Genomic DNA, 19105 nt, shown 5'->3' with positions numbered 1-19105 from the left:
TTCGAACCGAGGCTGCAGTCGCGAGGTTTTGATCTAACGGCGAAGCTCGTGGGTCAGCGTCTCGAGCTCGTCACCGCCCGCCATCTCCTTGGTCAGTTCTTCGAGTGAGATGTCGTCGTACTTGGCGTCGAGCTTCTGCCTGCCTCGGTTGAGGAGCACGAAGTGATCGCCGACCATGTACGCGTGGTGCGGATTGTGCGTGATGAAGATGACGCCGAATCCCTGTTCCTTGGCAGCGGTGATGTAGCGCAACACCATTCCCGACTGCTTGACGCCGAGCGCTGCTGTCGGCTCGTCGAGAATCAGCACGCGCGCGCCGAAGAAGATGGCGCGGGCGATGGCAACACACTGACGCTGACCGCCCGAGAGACTACCGATCGGTGCGTCGACGTCAGGCAGTTCGATGCCCATCTTCGACAGTTCCGAAAGAGTCGTCGCGCGCGACGGATTGGTCCTGGTACTTCGAGCCGAGGCTGGTGCCCAGTTCACCCATCCGGCGGTAGTCCCAGAACACGGCACCTTTCGTGCCGTGAATCTCGAATCCGTAATTGTTCTGCTCTCCCACGGCGACGCGGCATGCTTCGAGGGTGCACCGGCCACCCGACCCGAGGCGCAGCAGTGCGCTGACGAAGTCTTCGTTCTCGACAGCCCCCATCTCCCCACCGCTGGCCCGCGCATGTCCACTGGTAGCGGCGGACGGACGCGCACGCTCCGGGATGAAGATCGCAGTATCCGCAACGAGAGCGTCGACGTCACCGAGAAGATGACGAATCAGATCGATGCCGTGCGAAGCCAAGTCGCCCAGGACGCCGGCGCCGCCGCGCTCCCGCTCGTATCGCCAACTCAAAGCACCTTCAGGGTGGGCCGCATAGTCGCTGAGGAAACGAAAACGCGAGTGCGTGATCGTGCCCAACTCCCCTGAGTCGATCAGGCTTTTTGCCAGGGCCACAGCCGGCGCGTTTCGGTAGTTGAAGCCGACGGTCGACTGCACACCGGCCTTCGAGACTGCTGCGGCAACAGCTTTGGCGTCTTCCGTGGACAAGCCGACGGGCTTCTCGATCCAGATGTGTTTGCCGGCTTCTGCCATTGCGACGCCGATTTCACGGTGCAAGAAGTTCGGGGCCGTGATGCTCACCGCGTCGATGGCCGGATCGGCTGCGATATCGCGCCAATCCTGGGTGAAAGCTTCGAAACCGAATTGGTCCGCTGCTTCCTCCCCTCGGCCAGGCACCTCGTCGGCGACGGCGGCCAGGCGGATCACGGGAAACTGGGGATAGTGTTGCCGCAGACGCAGATACGCCTGCGTGTGGACGCGGCCCATCCATCCGAATCCGGCAACTGCTACTGAAATGCCTGTCATGAGGCTCCGTTCGGGTCAAATGATCGAAGGATCGCAGAAATGCTGGGATCACAAATCACCCCCACTGACTCGGTCAGGCGGGTACTCGTGTCACCGGGATCGAGATCTAGCGGTCGACCACGGTGGTGTCGAAGTAGTAACGCGACGCTCGGTAGCAGTGGCTGCCGTACTCGACGGCGCTACCTGAATCGTCAAATGCAGTGCGGCTCATGGTCAAGAGGGCAGCACCCACTTTCTCGTCGAGCAATCCTGCTTCTTCGCGAGTCGCCGCCCGAGCGCCGATTCGCTGCCGCGCCACACGGATGTGAACGCCGCGAGTTCGCAAGGTTTGGTACAGCCCCTGCGTCTCCAACTCCTCGGGATCGGGTGCGATGTCCACCGGAATGTAGTTGGTCATCACGGCAAGCGGTTCGCCGTTGGTGCTTCGCAGACGCCTGATGGTGGCCACTTCGGCGTCAGGTTCGAGGTTGAGTTCCGCGGCAACGTCCTCGGCGGGAACTCCCACCGTGAACTCGAGCAGCTTGGTCGTCGGCGCCTGGCCGGCCCTCGCAAGGTCGTCGAACAGGCTGGTGAGCTCGACCGGGCGGTGCACCGGACTTTGCACCACCTGAGTTCCGACTCCCCGCTTACGAACAAGTAGTCCCTTGTCCACCAGTTCCTGGATCGCGCGTCGAGTGGTCGGACGTGAGAGATTGAGCCGTTTGGCCAACGCCAGTTCGTTCTCGAAGCGATCACCTGGGGCAAGTTCGCCACCGAGAATAGCGCCCTCGATTGCCTGTGCCAGCTGAAAATACAGCGGCACCGGGCTCGAGCGGTCCAACTCGACGGCGAGTGCTGCGACCACGGCCAACTCCGATCTGTCTTGGGAAGGCGCCGTATCGACGCTACTTCTCTCGGCAGTGTATGCGAACACTAACATTCACTTGACCGCAAGTCATAATGTCCAGACAAACTATTGACAATCGCTGTGTCGCGGCGCACAGTTTCAGTCATACAACGGTGCCCTGCGTGGGCAACCCACCACGAACTCTCGGGAGTCAGTTTTGACAAGCATCAACACTCACCAGAGCGGGTCACACATCCCTGACGCACCCTTCGACGTGCTCGCCATCGGCCGATCGGGGGTGGACATCTACCCACTTCAGACCGGTGTCGGACTCGAGGACGTCGAGACGTTCGGCAAGTTCCTCGGCGGCAGCGCAGCCAATGTCTCGGTGGCGGCCGCGCGCCTCGGCCGGCGAGCAGCACTGATCTCCGGCGTAGGCAGCGATCCTTTCGGGAAGTTCGTCACACGCGAGTTGGCACGTCTGGGCGTCGACAACAGGTTTGTCGTCACCAATTCCGAGTACCCGACACCGGTGACGTTCTGCGAGATCTTCCCTCCTGACGACTTTCCGCTGTACTTCTACCGCAAGCCGCATGCGCCCGATCTTCGGATCACCCCGGAAGACATCGACCTCGACGCCGTTCGAGCATCGTCCCTCTACTGGTCGACTGTGACAGGGCTGTCCGAAGAACCGAGTCGCAGTGCACACTTCGCTGCCTGGGAAGCCCGCGAACGACGCCCGCTGACGGTCCTCGATCTGGACTACCGCCCGATGTTCTGGTCGACGCCCCAAGAAGCAACAAATCAGGTGCAGCGCGCTCTGGCGCACGTGACAGTAGCCGTCGGAAACCGCGAAGAGTGCGAGATCGCGGTCGGTGAGACCAATCCGAACAAGGCCGCCGACGCGCTTCTCGACCTCGGCGTCGAACTGGCCATCGTGAAGCAGGGCCCGAAGGGCGTACTCGGCAAAACGCGAAAGCAGTCGATCACCGTGCCGCCCAACGCCGTCGACGTGGTCAACGGGCTTGGAGCAGGCGACAGCTTCGGCGGATCACTGTGCCACGGACTGTTGGCCGGGTGGCCGCTGGAGAAGGTACTGCGGTACGCCAACGCGGCCGGCGCGATAGTCGCATCTCGGCTCGAATGCTCCACTGCGATGCCGACCGCCGAAGAAGTCCACGATCTCGCCGAAGCCACAGCCACGGAGGCAGTCAATGTCTGACAAGCTCGCCGCCCGCCCCCTCGCCACCACCTACGCCGAAGTGACGGAACTGCGTGCGAGCGATCCGCAGATCATCGAAAAGGCGTGGGCAGCGCGAACTCCTCGCGCCACTGTTCGAGGCAATGGTCGACTGATGATCGTCGCTGCCGATCACCCGGCCCGTGGGGCACTGTCTGTCGGTGGCAAGCCGACAGCGATGAACAGTCGTACAGATCTGCTCGACAGATTACGCACTGCGCTCGACAATCCCGGAGTCGACGGCGTTCTCGGCACCGCGGACATTCTCGACGATCTGCTCCTCCTCGGCGCCCTCGACGACAAGGTCGTCTTATCGTCGATGAACCGCGGCGGCCTGGCAGGCGCGAGCTTCGAACTCGACGACCGCATGACGGGATACACCGCGGCGGGCACCGCGAAGTTCGGAATGAACGGCGGAAAGATGCTGCTACGCATCGCACTCGACGACGCGGGCACTCTGCCCACCATGACGGCATGTGCCGAAGCCGTGGACGAACTGGCCGCGGCCGGACTGATCGCGATGCTCGAGCCGTTTCTCTCCAGCCGCGTGAACGGCAAGGTCGTCAACGATCTCAGCCCCGACGCCGTCATCAAATCCATCCACATCTCCCAAGGTCTCGGCTCCACCTCGGCCTACACGTGGATGAAACTGCCGGTCGTCGACGAGATGGAACGCGTCATGGATGCGACCACCCTCCCGACGCTCCTCCTGGGGGGAGATCCGCAGATCGCGCCGGAAGAAACGTACGCAAAGTGGGACGCTGCACTTCAGCTGCCGTCCGTGCGCGGACTGATCGTCGGACGCGCGCTGCTCTACCCACCCGACGGCGACGTCACCGCGGCCGTCGACACCGCAGTCAAGCTCGTCCACTAGAACCGACCTGGCAGGAGCAAGATGTTCAGCAAGTACTACGTCCCCGCCGGATCGTCCGCCGACCGTGATTTCACGACAGTGGTCACGCCGGAGTCCGCCGGGTGGACCGAATCCAGCTTGTGGACACTCGAACTCGCCCCGGGTGCGAACGTCCACCTGCAGTCCGGCGAGAACGAGATCATCGTCGTTCCACTGGCGGGTTCGGCCGTCGTTGTTGCCGAGGGGACGGAGATTCCCCTCACTGGCCGCGCATCGGTTTTCGACGGTCCGAGCGATTTCGCGTACGTCGGTCGCGACGCCGACTACTCGGTCAGCAGCACGGGCGGAGGCCGCTTCGCCCTGTGCGGAGCGCGCGCCGGCGCCAAGCTTCCCCATCGATACGGTCCCGCGTCCGGAGTCGCGGTCGAACTTCGCGGCGCCGGAAACTGCAGCCGACAGGTTCACAACTTCGCCACCGCAGACACTTTCGAGGCAGACTCCATCATCGCGTGTGAGGTCATCACCCCCGGCGGGAACTGGTCGTCGTATCCCAGCCACAAGCACGACGAGAACAGCGACGTCGAATCGGCCCTGGAAGAGATCTACTACTTCGAGATCGACAGAAGCCCCACCGGGACCGAAGGTTTCGGCTACCACCGCGTGTACGGAACCGCCGAGAGACCTATCGAGGTGCTCGAGGAAGTCCGCTCGGGCGACGTCGTCCTCGTGCCGCACGGCTATCACGGCCCGTCCATCGCAGCGCCGGGCCACCACATGTACTACCTCAATGTCATGGCAGGTTCGGGCGAGATCCGGGCGTGGAACATCTGTGACGATCCGCAACACACCTGGCTACGTGGAAGCTGGGATCACCAGGACATCGACCCTCGACTGCCGTTGCAGTCCCACAACTGACGGAAGTGAAAGCTGTGGCACCCACCAACAACGCAACCGGCAATCGTCCACCTCGCGACGAGCCGACCGTATACCTCACCGTTTCTCAAGCTGTCGTCCGCTTCCTCGCCAACCAGTACACCGAACGCGACGGCCAGCGCACCAAGCTGTTCGCCGGCTGCTTCGGAATCTTCGGGCACGGCAACGTCGCCGGACTGGGGCAGGCACTCTTGCAGGCCGAGATCCAGGATCTCGACGCCGGCCGTGAGCCGACACTCCCCTACGTGCTCGGCCGCAATGAACAGGCGATGGTGCACTCGGCTGTCGCGCACGCCCGCATGAAGGACCGCCTGCAGACGTGGGCGGTCTCGTCCAGCGTCGGCCCCGGTGCCACCAATATGATCACCGGCGCGGCACTGGCCACCATCAATCGTCTACCTGTATTACTCCTTCCCGCAGACACTTTCGCGACCCGCGCCAGCGCCCCCGTCTTACAGGAACTCGAACTCCCGTCGAGCGGCGACGTCACAGTCAACGACGCTTTCAAACCCGTCTCACGATACTTCGATCGGGTATGGCGCCCGGAGCAGTTGCCGAGCGCTCTGCTCGCCGGGATGCGCGTTCTCACTGATCCCGTCGAGACCGGCGCGGTCACCATCGCCATCCCGCAGGACGTGCAGGCCGAGGCTTTCGACTGGCCCGAGTCCTTCTTCGCCGAACGGGTGTGGCACGTGGCCCGCCCGCTCCCCGAACGATCGGTGATCGAACGCGCCGCCGCGATCATCCGCTCGGCTCGCAAGCCACTGATCGTCGCCGGCGGCGGCGTGATCTACAGCCAGGCCACCGACTCTCTGGCAGCGTTCTGCGCGCAGACCGGAATCCCCGTGGGGCAGAGCCAGGCCGGCAAGGGTTCATTGGTCTACGACCATCCACAATCCGTCGGGGCGGTGGGGTCCACCGGCACTACGGCTGCAAACGCACTGGCCACCGAGGCTGACGTCGTCATCGGAATCGGTACGCGGTACAGCGATTTCACGAGCGCGTCCCGCACCGCGTTCACCAATCCCGACGTTCGCTTCGTCAACATCAACGTCGCATCACTGGACTCCGTGAAGCAGGGCGGAGTCAGCGTTGTCGCCGACGCACGTGAGGCACTCGACGCGCTGGCACTTGCACTGAACGACTACCGGGTGGACGACGAATATGCGTCCAGGATCGGTGACCTCGCTCGCGATTGGGATGCGATCGTCGAATCCGTCTACAACCCAGCCGAACCCGCTGCCGACGGGTCACTGAATCAGAATCAGGTGATCGGCCTGGTCAACACACTGTCCGATCCACGTGACGTCGTGGTGTGCGCTGCCGGGTCCATGCCGGGTGACCTCCACAAGCTGTGGCGAACCCGTGATTCCAAGGGGTATCACGTCGAATACGGGTACTCGTGCATGGGATACGAAGTTGCCGGCGGTCTAGGCGTCCGCATGGCGTGCCCCGATCGCGACGTGTTCGTGATGGTCGGAGACGGTTCCTATCTGATGATGGCCACCGAATTGGTCACCGCCGTACAGGAACGCCTCAAGGTCATCGTCGTCCTGGTGCAGAATCACGGATTTGCCTCCATCGGTTCACTGTCCGAGTCGCTGGGTTCCCAGCGCTTCGGCACGCAGTACCGCTACCGCTCGAATGACGGACGTCTCGACGGAGGGGTTCTCCCGGTCGATCTGGCCGCGAACGCTGCCAGCCTCGGTGTCGACGTCATCCGCGCCAACACCGCTGCCGAGTTCGCCGACGCGATCAAGGTTGCCAAAGCAAGCGACACCAGCACCGTCATCCACGTCGAAACCGATCCGCTGATCGGCGCCCCGGACAGCGAATCCTGGTGGGATGTACCGGTATCGGCCACCTCCGAACTGGAGTCCACCAAGAAGGCACGGACAACTTACGAGTCCTGGAAGAAGATCCAGCGACCGTACCTCCGTCCATCCGAATGAAAATTCCGCACAACCACACCCCATAAAGCTTGCCCGCGAAAGGAATCTAGACATGAGCGCGATTCGCGTCGGATCAGCCCCCGACTCCTGGGGCGTGTGGTTTCCGGACGATCCACAGCAGACCCCTTACACACGATTCCTCGACGAGGTATCCGCGTCGGGATACGAATGGATCGAACTCGGCCCGTTCGGATACCTTCCGACCGATCCAGCCAAGTTGACGGACGAACTCGGCGCCCGCGGCCTGAAGCTTTCGGCCGGTACCGTTTTCGAACACCTGCACCAGGACGATTCCTGGGATGCCGTCTGGAATCAGATCAAGGACGTCGCCAAGTTGACCGCAGCCGTCGGCGGCAAGCACGTGGTGGTCATCCCTGAGATGTGGCGCGACCCTTCCACCGGAGCGGTACTCGAAGACCGCAATCTGACGCCCGAGCAGTGGCGTAAGAAAACCGACGGCATGAACGCTCTCGGGAAGGCAATGCTCGAGGAGTACGGCGTCATGGCGCAGTACCATCCTCATGCCGACAGTCACGTCGACATCGAAGACAACGTCTACAAGTTCCTCGAAGGGACCGACGAGCGTTTCGTGAATCTGTGTCTCGACACCGGCCACATCAGCTACTGCGGCGGCGACAATCTCGCAATTATCAACAAACATCCGGAGCGCATCGGGTACCTACACCTCAAACAGGTGGATCCGGCGATAGTCGCCAAGGTTGAGGCGGAGGACCTGCCGTTCGGTGAGGCCGTCAAACTCGGTGCCATGATCGAACCGCCGCGCGGAATCCCCGACATGCCGCCGCTTCTGGAGGCCATCGAGAAGCTCGGCATCGACGTGTTCGCGATCGTCGAGCAGGACATGTATCCCTGCCATCCCGACACACCGCTGCCCATCGCAGCGCGCACTCAGAAATACCTGTCCACCTGTGGCGTCCCCGCCGTCCGTTTCAACTGAGCAACACAATCGAGGAGTACCACCGCATGTCTGACAACCAGGATCTCCGGATCGCAGTGCTCGGCGTCGGCATCATGGGGGCCGATCACGTCGACCGCATCACCAACAAAATCGGCGGTGCCCGCGTCACCGTCGTCAACGACTACTCTCTCGCCCGCGCCGAGGAAATCGCAGCACTGACGCCAGGGGCGCGCGTCGTCGTCGATCCGTTCGATGCCATCGCAGCCGAGGACGTCGACGCCGTTGTTCTCGCAACCCCGGGCCCGACCCATGAGAAGCAGGTTCTTGCCTGCCTCGAAGCGGGCAAGCCTGTTCTCTGCGAAAAGCCGCTGACCACCGACGCGGACAGTTCGCTCACGATCGTCAAAGCCGAAGCAGCGCTGGGAAAAAGACTGATCCAGGTTGGTTTCATGCGCCGGTTCGACCACGAATACACCCAGCTCAAGGATTTGATCGACAGCGGCGATCTCGGTCGCCCTCTCGTTGTGCACTGCGCTCACCGCAATCCTGCGGTTCCGAACGGCTTCGACAGTGCGATGATCGTCAAGGACTCACTCGTCCACGAGGTCGACGTGACACGATTCCTGCTCGACGAAGAGATCACCTCGGTGCAGATCATCCGACCGGCCGCGAATTCGCTTGCTCCCGAGGGCATTCAAGACCCACAGATCGCGATATTCGAGACCGAGTCCGGCAGACACGTCGACGCCGAGGTGTTTGTCACCACCGGAGTTGCCTACGAGGTGCGCACCGAAGTTGTCGGCGAACTCGGAAGCGCGATGATCGGACTCGACGTGGGACTGATCCGAAAGACCAAGCCCGGCAACTGGGGTGGGCAGATCACCCCAGGATTCCGCGAACGCTTCGGGCAGGCCTACGACACCGAGTTCGCCCGGTGGATCAAGGCAGTGAAGACGGGCGCCGGCACCGGCAACTACATCGACGGACCAGGTGCTTGGGACGGGTACGCCGCGGCCGCTGTCTGCGCCGCCGGTGTGAAGTCTCTGGAGACGGGTCAGCGCGTCGACGTGGACATGGTTGCGCGCGACTCTGTGGCCGGAGCTTAGCGATGAAGGTCGCACTCGACCCCACACCTTTCCATCACGATTACTCACTACTCGAGCTACCTCAGGTTGTTGCCGATCTCGGGTACGAGTACCTGCAGCTCACACCGCACGTCGACATGATCCCGTTCTTCAATCACCCGAAAGCCGACGACGCGCTCGTCGCCAAATTTCGGAAAGCTTGCGCGAGTGCTGGGGTCGGCATCGCGTCGGTACTCCCGGTCCTTCGCTGGTCCGGCCCGGACGAGGACGCCCGCGAAGCAGCCGTGCGTTACTGGAAGCGGGCCATCCAGATCACGGTCGATCTCGGTGTCAACGTCATGAACACCGAATTCTCCGGCCGCCCCGAAAAGGCCGAAGAGTCCGAGCGTGCGTTCTATCGTTCGATGGAGGAACTGGTTCCGATCATCGAACGCGAGGGAATCGACGTCCTGATCGACCCCCACCCGGACGATTTTGTCGAAGACGGACTAGCCGCGATCCGCACGATCCGTGGTGTGAACTCCAAGAACCTCGGCATGGTGATCGTGGCGTGCCACCAATTCCACATGGGTGGGGACCTTCCCGCCATCATGGAGGCCGCCGGCGACATGGTCCGACTCGTTCACGTGGCGGACACCATGGATCATCACCGTTCCCACGGACTGCGCTACATCACCAACCCGCCAGGCAATGCCGTTCGAGTGCATCAGCATCTCAAAATCGGTGACGGAGACGTCAACTGGGACGAATTCTTCGGCGGTCTCGGCAAACTCGGCTTCTACGAACGTGAGAACACCGTGATGGTGTCGAGCGTCTTCGCCGAGAACGAAAACGCGCACGAGGTTTCCCGGTACCAGCGCGAGACGATGAACGACTACGTCGCCAAGTACACCTCCCCGAACTCCTGAGTCACCAGACCACTAGGAAATACCATGACCAGCACTGATACTCGCGTCATCGCGCACTGGCTGGACGGCAAGCCGTTCGCCGGAACGTCCGAGGACACCGCCACCGTCACCAACCCCGCCACCGGACAGATCACCGGCCGACTGGCCCTGGCGAACCTCGAGGACGCCCGCGCTGTCATCGACGCGGCTGCGGCGGCCTTCCCCGCCTGGCGTGACACCTCACTGGCCCGGCGCACACAGGTACTGTTCAGCTTCCGCGAACTCCTCAATGCTCGCAAAGGTGAACTCGCCGAGATCATCACAGCCGAGCACGGCAAGGTTCTCTCCGACGCCCTCGGCGAAATCAGCCGCGGGCAGGAAGTTGTCGAATTCGCTTGCGGAATACCGCATCTCCTCAAGGGCGGATACACCGAGAATGCATCGACCAAGGTCGACGTCTACTCCATCCGCCAACCCCTCGGCCCCGTCGGCATCATCTCGCCCTTCAACTTTCCCGCGATGGTCCCCATGTGGTTCTTCCCGGTCGCCATCGCCGCCGGGAACACCGTGATTCTCAAGCCCTCGGAGAAGGACCCCACCGCGGCGATCTGGCTCGCCGAACTCTGGGCCGAAGCCGGTCTGCCCCCCGGCGTCTTCAACGTCCTCCAAGGTGACAAGCTCGCCGTCGACGAACTTCTGGAAAACAAAGCAGTCAAAGCGATTTCGTTTGTCGGATCCACCCCCATCGCCCAGTACGTCTATGCCACCGGCACCGCCAACGGCAAACGCGTGCAAGCACTCGGCGGCGCCAAGAACCACGCCATCGTTCTGCCGGACGCCGACCTCGACCTCGCCGCCGACGCAATGGTCAACGCGGGATTCGGCTCCGCGGGCGAACGATGCATGGCGATCTCCGCCCTGGTCGCAGTCGGCGACATCGCCGACGAACTGGTTGCCAAGATCGTCGAACGCACCACTCCCCTCGTCACCGGTGACGGCACCAAGAACTCCGACATGGGTCCGCTCGTCACCAAGGCCCATCGCGACAAGGTCGCGTCCTATGTCGATGCCGGGGAGAAGGACGGTGCCACGATCGTGGTCGACGGACGCACAGTTCAGGCCGATGGTGGACCGGACGGCTTCTGGCTCGGGCCCACCCTCATCGACCACGTCACCACCGACATGTCGATCTACACCGACGAAATCTTCGGGCCTGTCCTGTCCGTCGTGCGTGTCGATACCTACGACCAAGCCCTCGAACTGATCAACAACAACCCGTACGGAAACGGCACCGCCATCTTCACCAACGACGGCGGCGCTGCCCGACGCTTCCAGAACGAGGTGGAGGTCGGCATGATCGGCATCAACGTCCCCATCCCGGTTCCCATGGCCTACTACAGCTTCGGCGGCTGGAAGAACAGCCTCTTCGGTGACACCCACGCTCACGGGACAGAAGGTGTTCATTTCTTCACGCGAGGTAAAGCCGTCACCAGTCGCTGGCTCGACCCCAGCCACGGCGGCATCAACCTCGGCTTCCCCGAAAACAGTTAGCCGGCAAGACATCTGTGGCCGAGACTCTCGAAGAGGCTCGGCCACAGATGTTTTCAAGAGGTCTACGTGACCGTGGGGTGGTACGTTAGTACCTGAACTCCGGATTCGTACCGACGATCGTCCTTCAATTCGAGGACGATCTTGTCGGCCGATTCGGGGAACACTCTCCCGCCCGACCCGAGAATGACCGGGAAGACCATCAGGCGCAACTCGTCGACCAGACCGGCCAGCAACAACGCGTGGACGAGCGTCCGACTTCCCGCGACCAGGATCTCGCCGTCGATCTGCTCCTTGAGCTTCGGGACAGATTCCTCGATGGGACCGTCGAGCGCCGTCGAGTTGTTCCATTCGAGCGGTTCGGTCGAACTCGTGACGACGTACTTGGGCATCTCGTTCATCTTGTCCGCAAAGCCTTGGTCGTCCTCGCGCTCAGGCCAGGCACCGGCGAAGCTCTCGTAGGTCCGCCGCCCGAGTAGAAGGACGTCCGCGGCGAGGGTTTCGTCGAGTTTGAACTTCATCTGATCGCCCTCCTGGTACGGAAAGACCCATCCAGTGTGCGCATAACCCGGTTCGCCACCGGGCGCTTCCATGACCATGTCCAAAGACACGAATTCTGTCACCACGATCTTGCCCATACCGATCCCCTGTCGTCAGTGCGTGTGCGCCATTCGAGTAGCCGACTACCCCACTGTTACAGACTCTGCGTGGTGGTGGAACTCATCGGCGGCGATCGTCCACTATGACCGATGTACAAACCGAATCGCCTGTTTTCGATCCCTCTGCTTGCGTGGCGATTCGGACGTTCCCTCAGGTTCGCATACCCTCGTATATCGATGATGTGGCGTCGAAAGTGTGCAGTGGCAGTAGCCGGAACAGTGCTCTCAGGGAGCATTGCGTTTACCGGTGTCGTAGGGACCTCGGGAATGGCCGGCGCCCAACCGGCCCCGCCGCCCTCCACCACCACCGAGGCACCGTTCACAACACCCAACACCGACAGCTGCCCTTTCACGAGTAGCCCGGCACCGGCGATCGATCTCTCCGAAGCACCCGCGCCCGGATCTACGGCCCCGACTGCTGTCCCGATTCCGGAAAGCCCTGTCGGTGGAGACAAGCTCGGCGAGTGCGGTGTTGTACTCCCTGATGGCGCTCCCCCGCTCCCGGCGGATATCGCGGCATCCGGATGGGTACTCGCGGACGCCGAAACCGGTGAGGTCCTCGCCGCGAAAGATCCGCACGGTCGCTACCGACCGGCCAGCACCATCAAGATGCTCTTGGCTCTTGTCGCGCTCGACGAACTCGATCTCGACACCGAAATCACCGCAACTGCCGAAGACGCGGACGCTGAAGGTAGCGCTGTCGGCATCGGCAAGGGCGGCAAGTACACCAACCGGCAACTGATGCAGGGTCTGGTCATGGCGTCGGGAAACGATGCCGCGCATGCTCTTGCCCGCCAACTCGGCGGTGACGCTGCAGCCGTGTCGAAAATGAACGCGCTCGCGGCCGAACTCGGCGCCCTCGACACTCGCACGGCAACTCCATCCGGACTCGACGGCCCGGGGATGAGCAGCTCGCCGTACGACCTGGCCGTGATTTTCCATACCGCCCTGCAGAATCCGACGTTTGCCGGTCTGATCCATACCGAGACCGTCGAATTTCCCGGCTTCCCCAAGGATCCGACGATTCCCGACGATCAGGACCGCCCCGGATTCACTCTCGCCAACGACAATCAGCTGCTCTACAACTACGACGGCGCATTGGGCGGCAAGACCGGCTTCACCGACGACGCCCGCCACACGTATGTGGGTGGCGCGGAGCGTAACGGCCGGAAACTACTGGTGACATTGATGGGCGGCGAAGCCAAGCCGATCCGTCCGTGGGAACAAGCTGCCCGTCTACTCGACTACGGATATGCACTCCCCGCGAGCACAACCGTCGGCTCGTTGACGGACCGATCCACCGACGATTCCAGTCCCGATGTCACTCGCACACCGTCTGCCGCTGCACCAGGCTCGATCTCGGCAGCACCCACCGCTACCGACGCCGAATCCGACACCACTGACCGCATCCTCATCGGTGCTGTCGGTGGAGTAGTGGTGATCGCGCTGGTGGCGGGAGCCGTTGCCCTCAACCGTCGGAGGCGCTAGCGCGGCCGACGACGCATGAAGCCCGAAAGACCCAGGCCGGCAACCGCACCCGTGGCGATCAGCGCAGCCACGCGAGACGGTGAAGCACCGTCACTGACAACGATTCGCGGCGAGATCACTGCGGGATCCGGCGGCGGAACGAACGCCAGGGCCATACTTTCCTTGGTCGTCGCCGCCCACGCCGTGCAGAACAGCAGCATCCGTGACGCCGTGAACACGAACACGAGCAAACCGATGATCGGACCGAATGCCACGCCCGCTGGTCCGTTGGTGACGGCAGCGAGGTAGATCGCACCCACCTGCTTGAAGATCTCGAACACAATCGCGGCGATAACCGCTGCCTGCGCAGCGCTACGCAGCGTGACAGGCTCGCGCGGCAGTCGGGCGATCACCCACAGGAACACCGCCCACGTCGCCAGGAGTGAGAGCAACAGTGAAGCAACTCTGAGCCCCACGCCGACACCGGTGATGTTCTCGAGGTTGAGCCATTTCACGATCTGAGTCGCAACCGGCCCACTGCTCAGCGCCGACATTCCCAGTGAGACGACCATGGCGAGAGCCAGACCGACGAGGGCCCCTGCGTCACCAAGTTTGGTACGTACGAAACCCTTCGGCTCGCGCTTGCTCTCCCACATCGCCGTCAGCGCGTCTCGAACGTTTGCCATCCAACCGAGACCCGCGTACGCAGCACCCAGGAGGCCGAAGATTCCGACGCTCGCGCGCGAGTCGATGGCCGAATCGATCAGCGTGTTGATGGTGTCACCCAAGCTGCCCGGAATGCTCTTGGTGATCTGCTCCTGAATCGACTCCAGGTACTCGGGATGCCCGGCCAATACGAAACCGGCCACTGCAAACGCGACCATCATGATCGGAATCAACGCGAGAACGCTGAAGTACGTGATACCAGCAGCGTAATAGTCGCCTTTTTGCTCTTGAAACCGTCCGGCCGCGCGAACCAGATGATCGAGCCAGGGTCGCGCTGCCCGTTGCTTCTCGAGAAAGCTCGGTGCGTCGTCGTCCGTGTCAGCCATTGCCGTCCCCCTCATGTTCGGTCAGGCGTCGTGAGTCCGAATTCGCGTAAGTCAGCCCTTCGGTGCCAGGAATCCGACCTTGTCATAGACAGCGGCGAGAGTGCGTGAAGACACCTCACGGGCGCGGTGCGCTCCAGCCGCGATGATGCGATCCAGCTCTGCCTCGTCGGCAAGGTAACCGTCGACCTTCGCCTTGAGTGGGGTGACGAACTCGGTCAGCACGTCAGCGGTATCGTTCTTGAGGTCGCCGTACCCCTTGCCCTCGTAACCGGCCACCAGAGTCTCGATCGGTACTCCCGAGAGAGCCGACTGAATGGTGAGCAGGTTGCTGACGCCCGGCTTGGCCTGCGGGTCGAAACGAATCTCGCGCTCGTTGTCGGTGACGGCCGACTTGATCTTCTTTGCCGACACCTTCGGATCGTCGAGCAGATTGATCAGTCCGGCCGCACTGGCGGCGGACTTGCTCATCTTGGCGGTCGGATCCTGCAGGTCGTAGATCTTTGCCGTGCCCTTGATGATCTGCGGCTCGGGAACGACGAACGCCTTGCCGTAGCGGGTGTTGAACCGGCCGGCCAGATCGCGTGCGAGTTCGAGGTGCTGACGCTGATCCTCACCCACGGGGACGCGCTGCGGGCGGTACAGAAGGATGTCCGCGGCCATCAGAACCGGATACGTGAACAAACCGACACTGGCGTTGTCGCTGCCTTGCTTGGCGGACTTGTCCTTGAACTGCGTCATACGGCTGGCTTCACCGAAACCGGTGATGCAGTTCAGGACCCACGCCAACTGTGCGTGCTCGGGAACCTGACTCTGTACGAACAGCGTCGCCCGATCCGGATCGATCCCCACCGCAAGGAGCTGAGCCACCGCAACCTTGGTGCGACGACGCAATTCCTTCGGGTCCTGCGTCACCGTGATGGCGTGAAGATCCGGAATGAAGTAGAAAGCGTCGAAATCGTCCTGCAACGGAACCCACTGCTGCAGCGCACCCAGGTAGTTGCCGAGGTGGAAAGAATCCGACGTCGGCTGGATTCCGGAAAGCACGCGAGGCTTTGCGGTGGGCTTCTGTTCTGCAGGGGTCGACATGGTTCCGATCTTTTCACGAGTGGAAATCAGTGCAGTGGCGTGGTGCCCGGGTAGTCGAGTTCGACGAGGTCTTCACCGTGGGCGGTGAGGTCCTCCGCACCGAACTGGTAGACGGTCCGGAAAACGACGGGTTCCCATTCTTCGGCGTAGAAGTCCATCGTTTCGCGGAACCACTCCAACTGATCCTGTTGCTCGGACAGTAGAGAACCCGCACCTCGGACCACAACTACATATCCGGCGCCGAGTCCGAGGACGTCGTCGAGATCGCGCATGACATCGTCGAAAGCGTCTTTGTTTCGCCCGAAGTGGGACGGAAACTGGAAGGCTGCCGCAAACTCGTCGAAGACCTGCGCCGTTGTCCGCATGTTCTCTCCGCGAACCACCCGAACGATAAAATTCTCGGCACGGAGTTGACGTGCAAGATCATCTGCAACGGCCGGGTCGCTCTGCAGCGCCACCGAAACCACATCCGAAGACGGATCCAGCCACTGCGCCACGCTGACCGTAGACGAATCGGACATCAGCGAATCCTCACAAACGTGTCGTAGTGATCGAGGGTGTACCACGCCGAACCGTCGTTGCCGGTGACGATTCGCTCGGCGTCGCGTCCTTGGCCGTTCTTCTTCGGGTTCACGTCCCATTCCTGATAGACGACACGTCCGCCACCGGCACCGACAGCGGGTAGGCGGCCTTCGCTGTTGCGGAAGGTGATGCCGCCCTTGGTGCCCGGCGCATTGGCGGAATCCGGCCACCTCCCGGCGTCGATCTCGACCAGCGTGGCGAGCACTCGCGCCGGCGCATCGGTGCTTGTCTGCTGCGTTGGCTTGGCAGCGGAATTCGAGGGCGCGGAACTCGACGGCGCAGCCTTGGTGGTGGCGCCGGGCTTGGCTTGAACACTCGAGGACTGAACGCTCGAGGACTTCGTACCCGACGACGCCGAACTGTCGGAGTCACGTGAAGAAAGGGTGACCGCCAGTACGAGCGCAACCACCGCCACCACGACGGTGATGATGGCGTTGCGCGTCTTTGCGCTCGGCATTTTCAGACCTTCAGACATACGCGTCTCTATCGGTACGAGACGGTGACAGGCGCATGATCCGACCAACGGAGGTCGTAGGACTCAGCGCGTTCCACGAGCGCGACCTTGGCCCGCTCGGCGTATCCGCGAGTGGCAACCTGGTAATCGATACGCCAACCCGAATCGTTGTCGAATGCCTTTCCGCGGTACGACCACCACGAGTACGGGCCGTCGACACCCGGATGGAGGGTGCGGAAGACGTCCACCCACGCGGAATCTTCGGCGAACAGCAGATCCATCCAGGCGCGCTCCTCGGGGAGGAATCCCGAAGACTTCTTGTTGGTCTTCCAGTTCTTGAGGTCGAGTTCGGTGTGCGCGATGTTCCAATCGCCGCTGACCACCACGTGACGATCGGCAGCCTCGGCCGCCGCAGCGGTGGTAGCGAGGTGAACTGCGAAGGACGCCATGAACCGCTCCTTCTCCTCCTGCTTCGGCGTGAGCGCCTCACCGGAGGGCAGGTACAGGCTCGCGACGGTCAGATCCGCGAAGTCGGCTTCGATGTATCGACCGGCGTCGAGAAACTCGTCGTCCCCGTGACCGATCCGCACCGCGTCAGGTTCCGTGCGTGAGAGCACCGCGACTCCGTTGCGTCCCTTCGCGGACGGCTCGGCGGAGACGAGGAACCATCCGTTGCCGAGCGCTGGTTCGAGAGTCTCGCGAAGCTGATCGTCCGACGCACGCGTTTCCTGAAGGCAGATGAAATCCGCCGACGTCTTCTCCAGCCAGTCGAGCATGCCCTTGCGGGCAGCTGCTCGAACGCCGTTGACGTTCACGGACGTGATGGTGTGGGGCGCAAGAATGTGGGAGTCAGCAGTTTGTGGCACGGCAAGCACCGTAGCCGATTCCACCGACGCGGATGGGCGCCCAGGTCAGCGCGCGACCCTACGCTGCAGAATCACCGCTACCGCCAGCACGACGAGACCCGCGACGGCCAGCAACGACCCCACCGCTGCCGGCGCGGTGTACCCGTAACCGGCTGCGATGACGACGCCGCCGATCCACGCTCCGAAGGCGTTGGCGATGTTGAGTGCGGCGTGATTGAGAGACGCGGCCAAGGTCTGAGCATCCTCGGCGACATCCATCAACCGTGTCTGGAGGCCAGGCACCATCGACGACCCGGCGAGCCCGATGAGGAAGACGAAGATCAGTGCCGTGTACGGATTGCGCACGGCGATCACGAAGACCGCGAGGATCACAACGAGGGATCCCATCGACAGGAACAAGCCCTTCATCAGTGCGCGATCCGCGAGGTATCCACCGACGAAGTTGCCGGCCACCATACCCAGTCCGTACAGCATGAGTGCGAGGGGAATGAACGAAGCGCCAAGCCCGGACACGTCGGTGAGAGTCGTACTGATGTAGGTGTAGACGGCAAACATCCCGCCGAATCCGACCATGCCCACGATCAAGGTCATCCACACCTGAACGCGGCCCAGTGCCCCGAGTTCGGTGATCGGATTCGTCACCGGCATACCGTCCAACCGCGGAATCCAGACGAACAGCGAAGCAACCGTTGCCACTCCGATCACCGCAACCAAGGCGAAGGCGCTGCGCCAGCCGAGTGCCTGGCCGATCCAGGCCGCGACCGGCACACCGATCACGTTGGCCACGGAAAGACCCATCATCACCATGGCGACGGCCTTCGCGCGTTTTCCCGGTTCGGCCAGGTGAGCTGCGACCAGTGCGGCGACTCCGAAATACGCGCCGTGCGGCAATCCGGCGACGAAGCGGGCCATCATCAGCGTCGTGTACGAGGGCGCGAAAACCGAGGCGGCATTGCCGACGGTGAACGCGACCATGAGTGCGATCAACAGGGTGCGGCGCGGTACTCGTGCGGTGAGTGCAGCGATCAGCGGAGCGCCGACGACAACCCCGAGCGCGTACGCCGAGATCACGTGACCCGCGACGGGTTCCGAGACGCCGAGTCCGGATGCCATTTCCGGGAGCAACCCCATGGCGACGAACTCGGTGGTGCCGATACCGAAACCGCCGAGAGCGAGAGCGAGCATCGCCGGACCTCTGGCGGAACGAACCCCGGGTGTCGAGGTGTCAGAACGGGAGAGGGTAGACGAAGTCACTGATCAATTGTGGTCTCACACCTGGTTGAACTTCCAAGTGAGAGCGGGTGAGTTCACTCACGTGAGACCGCGAACACAAATG

17 protein-coding genes and 2 pseudogenes are annotated in these 19105 nt (G+C 62.6%); 9 read left to right on the top strand and 10 right to left on the bottom strand.

Annotated elements, in window-relative coordinates; genetic code table 11:
* Positions 1 to 33: 33 nt before the first annotated feature.
* From GN300_RS21025 to GN300_RS21015, 3 genes and pseudogenes are all read right to left on the bottom strand, one after another.
* Positions 34 to 450, bottom strand: a pseudogene (locus tag GN300_RS21025) (ATP-binding cassette domain-containing protein); the annotation flags it as partial.
* Positions 443 to 1360, bottom strand: a pseudogene (locus GN300_RS21020) (Gfo/Idh/MocA family protein); the annotation flags it as partial. The pseudogenes GN300_RS21025 and GN300_RS21020, both read right to left, overlap by 8 nt.
* A 106-nt stretch (positions 1361 to 1466) precedes the next feature.
* Positions 1467 to 2204 (bottom strand): GntR family transcriptional regulator, encoded by a 738-nt coding sequence (locus GN300_RS21015; protein WP_003941006.1) that lies wholly within the window; start codon positions 2202 to 2204, stop codon positions 1467 to 1469.
* Positions 2205 to 2403: 199 nt separating this feature from the next.
* Here GN300_RS21015 and iolC point away from each other — a divergent pair, with 199 nt between their 5' ends.
* From iolC to GN300_RS20975, 8 genes are read left to right on the top strand one after another with little or no spacing between them, the layout of a single operon-like run.
* The gene (gene iolC, locus GN300_RS21010) at positions 2404 to 3408 is read left to right on the top strand and encodes a 5-dehydro-2-deoxygluconokinase (protein WP_030535074.1); all 1005 of its coding nucleotides are present in this window, start codon (positions 2404 to 2406) and stop codon (positions 3406 to 3408) included.
* Positions 3401 to 4300 (top strand): hypothetical protein, encoded by a 900-nt coding sequence (locus GN300_RS21005; protein ID WP_063316667.1) that lies wholly within the window; start codon positions 3401 to 3403, stop codon positions 4298 to 4300. The genes iolC and GN300_RS21005 overlap by 8 nt, the downstream gene beginning before the upstream one ends.
* 21 nt (positions 4301 to 4321) lie before the next feature.
* Positions 4322 to 5194: a 5-deoxy-glucuronate isomerase gene (iolB, locus tag GN300_RS21000; protein WP_063316668.1), complete on the top strand. Its 873-nt coding sequence runs from the start codon at positions 4322 to 4324 to the stop codon at positions 5192 to 5194.
* A 14-nt stretch (positions 5195 to 5208) separates the two neighbouring features.
* On the top strand, positions 5209 to 7164 hold the full coding sequence (gene iolD, locus GN300_RS20995; protein WP_030535076.1) for a 3D-(3,5/4)-trihydroxycyclohexane-1,2-dione acylhydrolase (decyclizing): 1956 nt from the start codon (positions 5209 to 5211) through the stop codon (positions 7162 to 7164).
* A gap of 52 nt (positions 7165 to 7216) precedes the next feature.
* The gene (locus GN300_RS20990; protein ID WP_007727370.1) at positions 7217 to 8122 is read left to right on the top strand and encodes a sugar phosphate isomerase/epimerase; all 906 of its coding nucleotides are present in this window, start codon (positions 7217 to 7219) and stop codon (positions 8120 to 8122) included.
* A gap of 26 nt (positions 8123 to 8148) precedes the next feature.
* Positions 8149 to 9189, top strand: coding sequence for a Gfo/Idh/MocA family protein (locus GN300_RS20985; RefSeq protein WP_063316669.1), 1041 nt, complete (start codon positions 8149 to 8151; stop codon positions 9187 to 9189).
* A 2-nt stretch (positions 9190 to 9191) separates the two neighbouring features.
* Complete coding sequence (locus GN300_RS20980) at positions 9192 to 10076, top strand: sugar phosphate isomerase/epimerase family protein (protein WP_063316670.1); 885 nt, start codon at positions 9192 to 9194, stop codon at positions 10074 to 10076.
* A gap of 24 nt (positions 10077 to 10100) precedes the next feature.
* Complete coding sequence (locus GN300_RS20975; RefSeq protein WP_003941032.1) at positions 10101 to 11606, top strand: CoA-acylating methylmalonate-semialdehyde dehydrogenase; 1506 nt, start codon at positions 10101 to 10103, stop codon at positions 11604 to 11606.
* A gap of 62 nt (positions 11607 to 11668) precedes the next feature.
* On the opposite strand, the gene GN300_RS20970 is transcribed toward GN300_RS20975, so the two are convergent.
* Positions 11669 to 12241: a dihydrofolate reductase family protein gene (locus GN300_RS20970; protein ID WP_003940686.1), complete on the bottom strand. Its 573-nt coding sequence runs from the start codon at positions 12239 to 12241 to the stop codon at positions 11669 to 11671.
* A gap of 198 nt (positions 12242 to 12439) precedes the next feature.
* Between GN300_RS20970 and GN300_RS20965 the strand changes: the two genes are divergently transcribed.
* Positions 12440 to 13750: a D-alanyl-D-alanine carboxypeptidase family protein gene (locus tag GN300_RS20965; protein WP_063316755.1), complete on the top strand. Its 1311-nt coding sequence runs from the start codon at positions 12440 to 12442 to the stop codon at positions 13748 to 13750.
* On the opposite strand, the gene yhjD is transcribed toward GN300_RS20965, so the two are convergent.
* From yhjD to GN300_RS20935, 6 genes are read right to left on the bottom strand one after another with little or no spacing between them, the layout of a single operon-like run.
* Positions 13747 to 14781 (bottom strand): inner membrane protein YhjD, encoded by a 1035-nt coding sequence (yhjD, locus tag GN300_RS20960; RefSeq protein WP_042449663.1) that lies wholly within the window; start codon positions 14779 to 14781, stop codon positions 13747 to 13749. The two genes, GN300_RS20965 and yhjD, sit on opposite strands and share 4 nt — an antisense overlap.
* A gap of 51 nt (positions 14782 to 14832) precedes the next feature.
* The gene (gene trpS, locus GN300_RS20955) at positions 14833 to 15867 is read right to left on the bottom strand and encodes a tryptophan--tRNA ligase (RefSeq protein WP_063316671.1); all 1035 of its coding nucleotides are present in this window, start codon (positions 15865 to 15867) and stop codon (positions 14833 to 14835) included.
* Between the two features lie 26 nt (positions 15868 to 15893).
* The gene (locus tag GN300_RS20950; protein ID WP_047271784.1) at positions 15894 to 16388 is read right to left on the bottom strand and encodes a barstar family protein; all 495 of its coding nucleotides are present in this window, start codon (positions 16386 to 16388) and stop codon (positions 15894 to 15896) included.
* Positions 16388 to 16906 (bottom strand): ribonuclease domain-containing protein, encoded by a 519-nt coding sequence (locus GN300_RS20945; RefSeq protein ID WP_054800923.1) that lies wholly within the window; start codon positions 16904 to 16906, stop codon positions 16388 to 16390. Before GN300_RS20945 ends, GN300_RS20950 begins: the two co-directional genes overlap by 1 nt.
* 26 nt (positions 16907 to 16932) lie before the next feature.
* The gene (locus GN300_RS20940) at positions 16933 to 17778 is read right to left on the bottom strand and encodes an exodeoxyribonuclease III (protein ID WP_080726638.1); all 846 of its coding nucleotides are present in this window, start codon (positions 17776 to 17778) and stop codon (positions 16933 to 16935) included.
* Between the two features lie 36 nt (positions 17779 to 17814).
* Entirely contained in the window at positions 17815 to 19023 is a 1209-nt protein-coding gene (locus tag GN300_RS20935; protein WP_374229177.1) for an MFS transporter, read from the bottom strand.
* Between the last annotated feature and the right edge of the window lie 82 nt (positions 19024 to 19105).

The sequence above is a fragment of the Rhodococcus sp. Ni2 genome, assembly GCF_021352185.1.
GTDB lineage: Bacteria > Actinomycetota > Actinomycetes > Mycobacteriales > Mycobacteriaceae > Rhodococcus_F > Rhodococcus_F qingshengii.
The sequence above is the reverse complement of the archived record's forward strand: the minus strand, read 5'-3'. Positions and strand labels throughout refer to the sequence as shown.